Raw genomic sequence first — 11,965 nt, forward strand, 5'->3', positions numbered from 1 at the left:
GGCCCGGCCGCGTCCGCAAGACGACAGAAAGAACAGAATGCCCCGCTTCAGCGTTATCGTCCCGTCCCACGGCGTCGCCGGCCGGCTGTCCCAGGCGCTGGACTCGGTCCTCGGCCAGTCCTTCGGCGACCTCCAGCTGATCCCGGTCTGCGACGCCCCCGACGCCCCGGCCGCCGAGGTCGCCGCCGGGTACGCCGAGCGGGACTCCCGGGTGACCCCCGTCCACTCGCCGCCGTCCGCCGGGCTGAGCGGGGCACGCAACACCGGGATGCGGGCGGCGACCGGTACCTATCTGCTCTTCCTGGACGGCGACGACCTGCTGCTGCCGGGCGCACTGGACGCGCTGGACGCCCGGCTCACCGAGACCGCCGGCGTGGACGTGCTGTACGCCGAGCACGAGCGCGTCCCCTGGTGGGAGGGCGAGCCGGCGAACCCGGCCGCGCCGCTGCTCGCCGGCGCCCCGAAGGGTGCCTTCGCCCCCGCCGACCGGCCCGCGCTGACCGGTGTGCAGCTGCCGGCGTGGAGCGCCGTCTACCGTCGCGCCTTCCTCGTCGAGCGCGAACTCGTCTTCCCCGAGGGGCACTTCACCGACATCGGCTGGGGCGGGCTGGTGACCGTCGCCGCCGGACGGATCGCGGTGCTGCGCCAGGCCGTCGTACGGCACCGGCTGCGGCGGCAGGGCAGCCGGCTCAATCTGCCCGGACCGCACCAGCACACCCTGCTGGACCAGGTGGAACGGGTGCTGACGCGGGCGGCCGACAGCGGCCTGCCGGCCGAGCGGACCGGGCCCCTGTTCGACCAGCTGTTCTCCGTGGTGCTGAAGACGGCGGCCCGGCCGGAGCGGCTGCTGACCGGGCGCCGGGCGTTCTTCCGCCGGGCGGCCCGCCTCTACCGGCGGCACCGGCCGGCCGGGCACCGGGTGCCGGGCGGCAGCCTGGGGGTGCAGCACCGGCTGCTGGCGGCGGGCGCGTACACCGCCTTCCGCGCCCTGCGCGGCGTCAACCGGGCGGCCGGCGGCACCACCGGGCGGCTGCCCCGCCCGCACCTGCTGCGCACCCGGCTGCGCTACGCCCGCGACCTGCGCCGCCCGCTCGACCCGAACCTCGCGGTGTACTGCGCCTACTGGGGCCGCGGTTACGCCTGCAACCCGGCCGCGATCCACGCCAAGGCCCGCGAACTCGCCCCGCACATCCGCTCGGTGTTCCTGGTCGAGGCCGGCCAGGAACACGCCGTACCGGACGACGTCGAGTACGCGGTGATCGGCTCCCGGCGCTACTGGGAGGTGCTGGCCCGCGCGAAGTACCTCGTCAACAACGCGAACTTCGCCGAGGGCGTGGTCAAACGGCCGGGCACTGTGCACCTGCAGACCCAGCACGGCACCCCGTTGAAGACGATGGGCGTGGACCAGTCGACGTACCCGGTGGTGGCCGCGCAGTCCGGCAGCTTCACCAAGCTGCTGGGCCGGGTCGACCGCTGGGACTTCAACCTGTCGTCGAACCGCCACTCCACCCAGATGTGGGAGCGCGCCTTCCCCGGCTCCTACGAGCATCTGGAGTACGGCTATCCGCGCAACGACGTCTTCTACACCGCGACCGCGAGCGACGTGGCCCGGATCCGGCGGGAACTGGGCGTCCCCGAGGGCAGCACCGCCGTGCTGTACGCGCCGACCCACCGCGACCACCACACCGGCTTCGAGCCCGGCTTGGACCTGGAGGCGTTCTGCGAGGCGGCCGGCGAGGACGTCGTCGTGCTGCTGCGCGCCCACTACTTCTACGACCGAGGGCGCTCCCGGGGCTCGGACCGGATCATCGATGTCACCGGGCACCGCTCCTCCGAGGACGTGTGCCTGGCCGCGGACGCGCTGGTCACCGACTACTCGTCCATCATGTTCGACTACGCCAACCTGGACCGGCCGATCGTCGTGTACGCCGACGACTGGGACGTGTACCGGGAGACGCGGGGCGTCTACTTCGACCTGATGGCCGAGCCGCCCGGACCGGTCGCCCGGACCCCGGAGGAACTGGCCGCCGTCTTCCGCGACGGCTCGTACGCCGGCCCGCAGGCCCGGGCGCTCAGGGCCGTGTTCCGGGAGCGGTTCTGTCAGTTCGACGACGGGCGGGCCGCCGAGCGGGTGGTCCGGCGGGTGCTGCTCGGGGAGCCGCCGGAGGCGGTCCCGCCGGTGGTCCCGCTCGCGGAACGCATCCCCGCCCCCGCCGCCGCGACCCTCGTGAGGAGCTGACCCCGCCGTGCCCCGCTTCAGTCTGATCGTGCCCTGTTTCAAGGTGCAGGGCTTTCTGCGCGAGTGCCTGGACTCGGTGCTCGGGCAGTCCTTCGGTGACTTCGAGCTGATCGCCGTGGACGACCGCTCCCCGGACGGCTGCTGCGCGATCCTGGACGAGTACGCCGAGCGCGACCCGCGCGTGAAGGTGCTGCACCTGCCGGAGAACGTGGGCCTCGGCCGGGCCCGCAACGCCGGCCTCCCGCACGCCACCGGCGACTACCTGTTCTTCCTGGACAGCGACGACACGCTCACCCCGGGCGCGCTGCGGGCCGTCGCCGACCGGCTCGCCGAGGCCGACGACCCGGACGTGCTCGTCTTCGACTACGCGCGCACCTACTGGTGGGGCGGCACCCGGCGCAACGTCCTCGCGCCCGTCCTGGCCGAGGCCCCCGCCGTCTTCGCCGTCTCGGAGTACCCGCAGATCCTGGACCTGCTGATGGTGGTCTGGAACAAGGTGTACCGGCGCGCGTTCGTCACGGAGAACGGCTTCGAGTTCCCGCCGGGCTACTACGAGGACACGCCCTGGACGTTCCCGGTCATGCTGAGCGCCCGCCGGATCGCCGCCCTGGACCGGATCTGCCTGAACTACCGGCAGCGCCGCCAGGGCAACATCCTGTCCACCACCAGCCGCAAGCACTTCGACATCCACGACCAGTACGAGCGGGTCTTCGCCTTCGTGGCCGAGCGGCCGGAGCTGGCGCAGTGGCGGCCTTACCTGCACCGCAAGATGGGCGAGCACTGCCTGGACATCCTCGCCAAGCCGGACCGGCTGCCGCCCGCCGACAGGGCCGAGTTCTTCCGGCGCACGGCGGAGATGTTCCGCCGGTACCGGCCGGCGGGCGCCCCGGTGGACGGCGAGGTCGCCGTGCTGGAGGGGTCCTGGACCGGGTACCGGCTCAAGCGGCAGGCGGCGCGGGCCGGGAGGGAGGCGGCCCGGCGGGCGGACCGGGTGCGCCAGGTGGCCGCAGGCCGGGCCCGCGCCGGCTGGGCGGCCGTGCACGCGCGCCGTCCGCTGGACGAGAACCTCGTGGTCTACTCGGCGTCCTCGCACCGCGGCCTGCTCGGCGACCCGGCGGCCGTCCACGCCGCGGCCCGCGAGATCGCCCCGCAGCTGCGCGGGGTGTGGGTGGTGCGGGACGCGGAGACGGCCGCGCAGCTGCCGCCCGACGTGGAGCACGTGATCCTCGGCTCCCGGCGCTATCTGGAGGTGACCGCGCGGGCGAAGTTCTTCGTCAACGACGTCAACTGGCCCGGCTCCCTGGTCAAACGCCCCGGCAGCGTGCACATCCACACCCACCAGGGCACCCCGCTGAAGTACGTGGGCGCCGACCTGCTCGACAAGCCGGGCGCCCGGCTCGGCTTCGACGTGCCGCAGATGCTGCGCCGGGCCGACCGCTGGGACTACAGCCTGGTCGCCAACCACCACTCCGAGCTGGTGTGGGAGCGGGCCTACCCCTGCCACTTCACGTCGGTGCGCACCGGCAGCCCGCGCAACGACGTGCTGGTGAACGGCGGGCCCGGTGACTTCCGGGAGCGGCACGGCATCCCGGCGGACCACACGGTCGTGCTGTACGCGCCGACCCGCCGGGACTACCGCCGGGGCGGGCACGTGGACCGGATCGACCTGGCCCGGTTCGCGGCCGACCTCGGCGAGGGGCACACACTCGTGGTCCGGCTGCACCCGTCGCTGGCGACCGGTCCCGCGCGGGGCATGGGCCTCGCGGAGCTGGCCCGCCGCCGGATCGTGGTCGACGCGACCGACGAACCCCGGACGGCGGACGTGCTGCGCGCGGCGGACGCGCTGGTCACCGACTACTCGTCCGTCATGTTCGACTACGCCGTCCTGGACCGGCCGATCGTGGTGCACGCCGACGACTGGCCCGCGTACCGGGCGAGCCGGGGCACCTATCTCGACATCACCGCCGAGCCGCCGGGCCATGTGTCCTGCTCGTACCGCGAGCTGGCCGGGCTGTTCGCCTCGGGTGCCTGGCGGGACGGGGAGTCGGCGCGGCTGCGCGCGGACTTCCGGGCCCGGTTCTGCACGTACGACGACGGGCGGGCCGCCGAACGGGTGGTCCGGACGCTGCTGCTGAGCGAGCCGGCGCCCGGGCCGCGGCCGGTGCGGATCCCGGGCCAGGCGGCGGCCCCGGACGCACTGACCTCGGCGTGACCCGTGCACGAGGGGGCCGGCCCCGACCGGGACCGGCCCCCTCGGACGTGCTCCGCGTTACTCGATGACGAGGTCGACGTCGATGTTGCCGCGGGTGGCGTTGGAGTACGGGCAGACCTGGTGGGCGGTCTCGACCAGCTTGCGGCCGGTCTCCTCGTCCACGGTGCCGGGCAGCTCGATGCGCAGGGTGACCTTCAGCCCGAAGCCCTCGCCCTGCTTGCCTATGCCGACCTCGGCGGTCACGGCCGCGTCGCTGACGTCGACCTTGGCCTGGCGGCCGACCAGGCCGAGGGCGCTGCCGAAGCAGGCGGCGTACCCGGCGGCGAAGAGCTGCTCCGGGTTGGTGCCCTGGCCGTTGCCGCCCAGCTCCACCGGCATGGCCAGGGCCAGGTCGATCCTGCCGTCGGAGGAGACGGCACGGCCCTCGCGGCCGTGGGTGGCGGTGGCGACGGCGGTGTAGAGCGCGTCCATGAAGACCATCCCTCTGGGGTGTGGCGGTTCGTTGCGACCACAAGTAGAGCACACAATTTAGTTGTGCACAACTAAATGGCTCCCAAGAGCTACCCTGGAGTCATGAACGACATGGACTGGCTGCGCCTGGACCGCCAGATCTGCTTCTCCCTGCACGCCGCGTCCCGTGCCTTCAACGGCGTCTACCGCGTGATCCTGAAGGACCTCGGGCTGACCTACCCGCAGTACCTGGTGATGCTGGTGCTGTGGGAACAGGGCGAGCTGCCGGTGAAGAAGCTCGGCGAACAGCTGCGGCTCGACTCGGGCACGCTGTCCCCGCTGGTCAAGCGGCTGGAGGTGGCCGGTCTGGTGCGGCGCGAGCGCAGCGCCGAGGACGAGCGCTCGGTCCTGGTCCAGCTCACCGAGGAGGGCACGGCACTGCGCGAGCGGGCCCTGGAGGTGCCCCGCCGGATCATGTCGGCGACCGGCTTCGAGCTGGCCGAGATCGTCGAGCTGCGCGCGCGGCTGGACCAGCTCACCACCGCTCTGGACGCGGCGGCGGAGGCGGAGGCCCGGGCAGCCCGCTGAGCGGGCGGACGTAGAGCCGTACGGTCACCCCGCCCCGCACGGCTTCCCGGCGGGACACGAACTGCTGCCCGAGCACGGTCGCCTTGGCCCGTTCGACGGGGTCGCGCGGCGCACCCCGGCCGGCGAGCAGCTTCCCGTCCGCGACCACCCACACCCGGTCCAGCCGCGCCAGCCTCCGGCGCACCTCCACCGGCCCGGCCTCCCGCCCGTACAGCGTCCCGGACTCGGCGGCCCCCGTCACCAGCGCCACGTCCCGGATCCCGCGGAAGGCCCCCGGATACGTGAGCGCCGCGTTCCGCATCGACCCGGGGAAGAACAGCACGGACGCGCCGGGGGGCAGGTTGCGCGCGGCCAGCCGGGAGACCGCGCCGAGATCGTCCGGCCGGTGGCCGGGTTCCCGGTCCTTCTGGAGCAGGGGGAACTGGTGGAGCAGGGAGAGGGCGAGGGCGAGAACACCGGTGAGGGTGCCGTAGGGCAGCGGCAGCAGAGGGGGTGTTCGCGGGCGGCCGTCGTCGTGCGGGCGGCCGTCGCTCAGGGCGGCGGGGGCGCCCCTGCGCGAGCGGGACCCGGCGCGCAGGCGCCCGACCACCCGCGCCACCCGCGCCGCCCGCTCGGCCCCGCAGGCCACCAGCAACGGCGCCCCCGACAGCGCGTACAGCACGTACCGATCGACATACAGCGGCGACATCTGCGACGCCAGCATCAATGCCACCGGCGGCAGGACCACCACCGGAAACGCCACCCCGGCACACGTGACCTCCCCCCGCCGCCCCACCAGTCCCGCAAGTCCCAGGACTCCCAGTCCGAGACACACCCAGAACACCTCGTCCGTCGGCCCCAGAAACATGCTCAGCAGCCTTCGGGCCGTCTCCGTCGTGGGCGCCCGCAGCCACGCCAACTGCGCGGCCTGCGCCCGCGACACCACCACCATCGGCAGCAGCGCGAGCACCACCGCCACCGCCGCACACCCCCACCCGCGCCACACCCGCCCCGGGGACCGGGCCAGCGCCAGCGACACCGCGTGGGCGAGGAGCAGCAACACCGCGAACTCGTGCAGCCAGCAGGTGAGTCCGAGGACGACGCCGTAGGGCCACCAGGAGCCGCCCTGCACGGCCCGGACGAACAGCAGCGTCGCCCCCGTGGCGCCGGCCGCGACGATCGCGTAGGAGCGGCCCTCCTGGGCGTAGTGGCCGGCCATCGGCGTGACGGCGTACAGCAGTCCGGCCCACAGCCCGACCCGCGGCCGGACCAGCCGCATGCCGAGGGCGGCCACCAGGCCCGCCGTGCCGGCCGCCGCGCACAGCGACGGCAGCCGCAGGACGACCTCGCCGGGGTGGACGGCGAGGACGGCGTGCAGCAGCAGGTAGTACAGGCCGTGCACCGCGTCCACGTCGTGCAGCAGCCGCCAGATCTGCGGCACCGTACGCCGCCCGACCTGGTAACTGACCGCCTCGTCGCGCCACATGCCGCCCCGGTCGAGCCCCCAGAGCCCGAGCGCGAGCATCACCAGCGCGGGCAGGCCCACGGCGGCGGCCCGGTGCAGCCGTGTCCGGGACACCGGCAGCGGGTACGGTGAGCGGCTCGTCGCACCGGTCGGTACGCCAGTGGTCACAGCCGCCCGACACGACTGCGGTTTCGCAGGAAGCCCGACGTTCACCATGGCCCGATCTCTTACGATTAGCCAAATTTGCGATTCTTGACGGCGTATCAACATGAATACACCCTTCGCACCGCTTAGGCTCGCATCTGATGAACCGTCTCCGCGTCACCCCCGGCCCGGTCCTCGCCCTCACCGCCATCTGGCTCACCACCCGTGCCCTGATGCTGTGGCTGCTCGTCCAGGGCGGCGCCCGGCTGCTGGGCGGTGGTTCGGTGAGCCGCGAGGTGTGGCGGCTCTACTTCCACTGGTACGGCGTCCTCGGACACGGCTCCTTCCCGGTGCACGACACGCTGTGGCAGTACCCGCCGGGCGCCGGCGCGGTCCTGCTGGCGCCGGGCCTGCTGCCGGGCCTGACGTACTTCGAGGCGTTCGTGGTCGTCACGCTGGCCGTGGACGCCCTGACCCTGGCGGCGCTGCTCCGCGCGGGCACCCGGCCCGGCCGCAGCCTGCTCGGCGCGGCCCTGTGGACCGGCGGCCTGCCGTTGCTGCTGCACCTGCCGCTCGCCCGGTACGACGTCCAGGTCACCGCCCTGGCCGTGCTCTCCCTGCTGGCCTCGGCGCGTTCCCCGCGCGCGGGCGGTGTGTTCGGGGCGCTGGGCGCGCTGGTGAAGGTGTGGCCGGCGCTGGTGCTGCTGGGCATGCCCCGGGGCCGTCCGACGCGCACGGCGTGGGCGTGGGCGGGGTGGGCCGGTGTCGCGGGCCTCGCCCTGCTCGCGGCCCGCTTCACGCATCCGCTGTCGTTCCTGCGGGAGCAGGGCGGCCGGGGCGTGCAGATCGAGTCGCTCGGCGGTACGGCGCTCAACCTGGCCCGGCACGCCGGCTGGCCGGGCCGGGCCCGCTACCAGTACGGGGCGATCGAGGTCGTCGGCCCGCACGTGCACGCCGTCGCCACCGCCTCCCTCGCGCTGACGGCGGTCTCCTTCGGGCTGCTGGTGCTGTGGCGGGTGCGGGCGCGGCACTGGACCGAGGCCACGCCGTTCGACGCCGCGCTGAGCGCGGTGCTGCTGTTCACGGTCACCAGCCGGGTCGTCAGTCCGCAGTACATGATCTGGCTGATCGGGCTGGCCGCCGTGTGCCTGACCTCCCGGCACACCAGCCAGCGGCCGGTGGCGGTGCTGGTCCTGGCCGCCTCCGCACTCAGCACCCTGGCGTTCCCGATGTTCTACCGTGAGGTGGTCACCGGCACCTGGGCCGGGTGCCTGCTGATGCTGGCCCGCAACGGGGTGCTGACGACCGCCGCCGTGCTGTCTTTCGTGCGGCTGTGGCGGGCCGCGCGGCCGCCGGCCGGAAAGACCGGGCCGCCGACGCAACCCCGATCCGGTTTCAACCGTCTTCCGGAGCGAGCACTAAGCCTCTCTTAACGGGGTATTACCGAATATTCTTACGCTTCCGGCCCGTGGACCCCATGCATCCAGAACCGCGACACCCGCACCCGGCGCCGGCCCCGGCGCCGGAACCGGCATCATCATCGACGCCGGCGACGCCCCAGGTCGCCGTCGTCGTGATCGGCTACAACGACCGCGCCCACGTGGGTGATGCCGTGCGCTCGGCGCTCGCCCAGGGGCCCGCGGTCGCCGAGGTGATCGCCGTGGACGACTGCTCCACCGACGGCAGCGACGAGCTGCTCGCCCGGCTGGCGGCCGGCGAACCGCGGCTGCGGGTGGTGCGCCGGCCGGTGAACAGCGGCGGCTGCGGCAGCCCGCGCAACGCCGGGGTCGACGCGGCGACCGCGCCGTACGTGATGTTCCTGGACAGCGACGACGTGCTGCCGCCCGGCGCGGTGGACGCACTGCTGGCGGCGGCCACGGAGGCGCGCGCGGAGGTGGCGAGCGGACTGTGCGTGCGCCGGGAGCTGCCCTCGGGGCGCGATCAGCCCTGGCAGGCGCCCCTCTACGCGGCGCCCGCCGTCGTCGCGCGCCCCGCCCAGCGCCCCCTCCTGGTCCACGACACGCTGTGCGTGAACAAGCTGTACCGCACCGACTTCCTGCGCCACCACGGCATCCGCTTCCCCGAGGGCCGCTTCCTCTACGAGGACTTCGTCTTCGTCGCGCGGGTGCTGGCCGCGAGCCCGCGCATCGCGCTCGTACCGGACCGGGTGTACGTGTGGCAGGTGCGCCGGTCGGCCGAGCGGCTGTCGCTCTCGCTGGACCGGGGGCGCATCGAGAACTGGACCGCGCGCCTGGAGGCGTCCACGCTGGCGTACGACATCCTGCTGAGCGCCGGGCAGAAGGACCTGGCGCGGGCGGCGCGCGCCAAGTTCCTCGACCACGAGGTGCGCATGTACGTGCGCGAGCTGGGCCTGCGCGACCCGCACTACCGGCGTGCGTGGTGGGAGCTCACCCGGGAGTACCTCGCGCACTACGACGCGGCGGACTGGGAGCTGAACCCCGCCTCCCCCGGCCGAACGGTCGCCCGGGTCCTGCTGGAGTCGCCCGAGCCGCGCGACCTGCCCCGGCTGCGGGAGCTCGCCGCGCGCCCGGCGCGCCTGCTGCCGCCGTACGCCCGCGCCGCCGACGGGACCCCGGTCTGGTCCGCCGACCTGCCCCAGGTCTCCCTGGCCCCCTTCCTGACCCGGCCCGTCGCCGGGCTGCCGCTCGCGGTGGACGCGGAACTGCGCCCCCGCGCGCGCGTCTCACTGCTGCGCCTGCGGCTGCACGACCTGTACGGCAGGGTGGCCGAGGCGGACCCGCGCGAGGTGGAGCTGGAGTGGCAGGCGCGCGAGGACGACCGCACGCGCGGGCACACGACGGTGGCGCTCACGCCCTCCGGTGCGGACACCTGGTCGGCCGAGGCGCCCGTCGATCTGGCGCGGCTCGGCTCGGGCACCTGGGACCTGCGCCTGACCCTGCGCTTCGCGGACGGCACGCAGCGGGAGATGACGGCGCACGCCCTCACGGGCGCCGGTCGGCTGCGCCGACGCGCCGTCCCGAGCGCCGTGCACGGCGTGCTCCTGGCCCAGCCGTACGCCACGCACTCCGGCGCACTGGCCCTGCGGGTGGCGACCGGTCCGGGTGGAGTGCTGCGCGTGGTCCGCGGCCGGCTCCGCCGCCTGCTTCACTGAACACGGGCCGACCGACGAACTGACGAGGGGATGGCCGCAATGACCTGGCTGATCACCGGCGGCGCCGGATACATCGGGGCGCACGTCGTACGGGCGATGACCGAGGCGGGCGAGCGCGCGGTCGTCTACGACGACCTGTCCACGGGGGTCGCCGAGCGCGTACCGGCCGAGGTCCCGCTGGTGCGCGGCTCGGTCCTGGACGCGGACCGGCTGGCCCGCGCGCTCGCCGAGCACGAGATCACCGGGGTCGTCCATCTGGCGGCGAAGAAGCAGGTGGGCGAGTCGGTGGAGCGCCCGCTGCACTACTACCGGCAGAACGTCGAGGGCCTGCGGGTGCTGCTCGAAGCGGTGACGGCGGCGCAGATCCCGTCCTTCCTGTTCTCCTCCTCCGCGGCCGTCTACGGCATGCCCGACGTCGACCTGGTGACCGAGGAGACCCCCTGCCGGCCGCTGTCGCCGTACGGCGAGACGAAACTGGCCGGCGAGTGGCTCGTCCGTGCCGCGGGCCGGGCGACCGGCATGGCCACGGCGGCGCTCCGCTACTTCAACGTGGCGGGCGCGGCCGGTCCCGAACTGGCCGACACCGGTGTGTCCAACCTGATCCCGATGGTCTTCGAGCGGCTCACGGAGGGCACGGCGCCGCGCATCTTCGGCGACGACTACCCGACGCCCGACGGCACGTGTGTCCGCGACTACATCCACGTGGTCGACCTGGCCGAGGCCCATGTGACCGTCGCCCGCGCGCTGCGCTCCGCGCCCGGCACCGACCTGACCCTGAACATCGGCCGGGGTGAGGGCGTGTCGGTGCGCGAGATGATCGACCGCATCAACGCGGTCACCGGCTACAACCGTCCCCCGACGGTCACCCCGCGCCGCCCCGGCGACCCCGCCCGCGTGGTCGCCTCGGCCACCCGGATCGCCACGGAACTCGGCTGGCACGCCAAGTACGACGTCCAGGACATGATCACGTCGGCGTGGGAGGGCTGGGTACGGGTCCATCCGGACGCGGCGCGGTCGTAGACCACCCGCCGTTGCCTTGCGGGCCGTCACCTGCCCGCGGCCACACACCGGCTGGCCGCGCAGTTCCCCGCGCCCCTTCGGGGAGCCGGGCGCCTCACAACGCCTTGAGCGCCCCCGCGGTGGCCCGGGCCAGCTTGTCCAGGTAGCCCTTCGGCAGCTTGGGCGAGCGGATCACCACCGCGCGCCAGTACAGCGGCCCGGAGATCAGGTCCAGGGCCAGCTCCGGATCGAGCCCCGCGGGCAGTTCCCCCCGCGTCTCGGCCGCCGCCACGATCCGGCTGGCCACCCCCTCCTGGCCGTCCCGCAGCGCCTTCTGGAAGGCATCCGCGAGGTCGGGATTGCGGGCCGCCTCGGCCTGGAGGTCGGGGATGATCTGCGACGCCACCGGATGCCGCAGCGCGCGGGACGTGACCTCGTACAGAAGCCGCAGGTCACCCTCCAGGGACCCGGTGTCCGGCACCGGGAACCCGGTCACCGCCAGCGCCGACACCACGTCGAGCACCAGGTGCAGCTTCGAACGCCACCGCCGGTACACCGCCGTCTTGCCGACACCGGCCCGCCGGGCGATCCCCTCGATGGACATGCGGGCGTAGCCGACGGCCGCCAGCTCCTCGAAGACGGCCGCCCGGATGGCCTCGGTCACGTCCTCGCGGAGCACGGCCGCCCCGGCGGGCGCCCGGCGGCGCGCACGCGCCGGCGGCTCGTCGGCGGGCCCGGCGGCGTTCGTCGTCATAG

Annotated in this window: 9 protein-coding genes; 6 read left to right on the forward strand and 3 right to left on the reverse strand. The window is 74.0% G+C overall.

Going from position 1 to position 11,965, the window contains the following annotated elements:
• Positions 1-37: 37 nt before the first annotated feature.
• Both S1361_RS16100 and S1361_RS16105 read left to right on the forward strand, forming a co-directional pair.
• Positions 38-2,239, forward strand: a complete 2,202-nt coding sequence (locus S1361_RS16100) for a bifunctional glycosyltransferase/CDP-glycerol:glycerophosphate glycerophosphotransferase (RefSeq protein WP_208032537.1) — start codon at positions 38-40, stop codon at positions 2,237-2,239.
• A gap of 7 nt (positions 2,240-2,246) precedes the next feature.
• Complete coding sequence (locus S1361_RS16105; protein ID WP_208032538.1) at positions 2,247-4,451, forward strand: bifunctional glycosyltransferase/CDP-glycerol:glycerophosphate glycerophosphotransferase; 2,205 nt, start codon at positions 2,247-2,249, stop codon at positions 4,449-4,451.
• Between the two features lie 57 nt (positions 4,452-4,508).
• On the opposite strand, the gene S1361_RS16110 is transcribed toward S1361_RS16105, so the two are convergent.
• A complete protein-coding gene (locus tag S1361_RS16110) occupies positions 4,509-4,922 on the reverse strand; it encodes an organic hydroperoxide resistance protein (RefSeq protein ID WP_208032539.1) in 414 nt (137 codons plus the stop codon).
• A gap of 75 nt (positions 4,923-4,997) precedes the next feature.
• On the opposite strand from S1361_RS16110, the gene S1361_RS16115 reads away from it, so the two are divergent.
• Complete coding sequence (locus S1361_RS16115; RefSeq protein ID WP_208032540.1) at positions 4,998-5,489, forward strand: MarR family winged helix-turn-helix transcriptional regulator; 492 nt, start codon at positions 4,998-5,000, stop codon at positions 5,487-5,489.
• Here S1361_RS16115 and S1361_RS16120 read toward each other — a convergent pair.
• Positions 5,437-7,047, reverse strand: a complete 1,611-nt coding sequence (locus tag S1361_RS16120) for a glycosyltransferase family 39 protein (protein ID WP_243769186.1) — start codon at positions 7,045-7,047, stop codon at positions 5,437-5,439. The genes S1361_RS16115 and S1361_RS16120 overlap by 53 nt on opposite strands.
• 191 nt (positions 7,048-7,238) lie before the next feature.
• Here S1361_RS16120 and S1361_RS16125 point away from each other — a divergent pair, with 191 nt between their 5' ends.
• From S1361_RS16125 to galE, 3 genes are read left to right on the forward strand one after another with little or no spacing between them, the layout of a single operon-like run.
• Positions 7,239-8,510, forward strand: coding sequence for a glycosyltransferase 87 family protein (locus S1361_RS16125; RefSeq protein ID WP_208032541.1), 1,272 nt, complete (start codon positions 7,239-7,241; stop codon positions 8,508-8,510).
• 44 nt (positions 8,511-8,554) lie between these two features.
• Positions 8,555-10,210, forward strand: coding sequence for a glycosyltransferase family 2 protein (locus S1361_RS16130; protein WP_208036621.1), 1,656 nt, complete (start codon positions 8,555-8,557; stop codon positions 10,208-10,210).
• A gap of 39 nt (positions 10,211-10,249) precedes the next feature.
• On the forward strand, positions 10,250-11,230 hold the full coding sequence (galE, locus tag S1361_RS16135) for a UDP-glucose 4-epimerase GalE (protein WP_208032542.1): 981 nt from the start codon (positions 10,250-10,252) through the stop codon (positions 11,228-11,230).
• Positions 11,231-11,324: 94 nt separating this feature from the next.
• Here the strand turns inward: galE and S1361_RS16140 are convergent, their stop codons facing one another.
• Entirely contained in the window at positions 11,325-11,963 is a 639-nt protein-coding gene (locus S1361_RS16140) for a TetR/AcrR family transcriptional regulator (protein WP_208032543.1), read from the reverse strand.
• Between the last annotated feature and the right edge of the window lie 2 nt (positions 11,964-11,965).

It is taken from the genome of Streptomyces cyanogenus (assembly GCF_017526105.1).
Lineage (GTDB): Bacteria > Actinomycetota > Actinomycetes > Streptomycetales > Streptomycetaceae > Streptomyces > Streptomyces cyanogenus.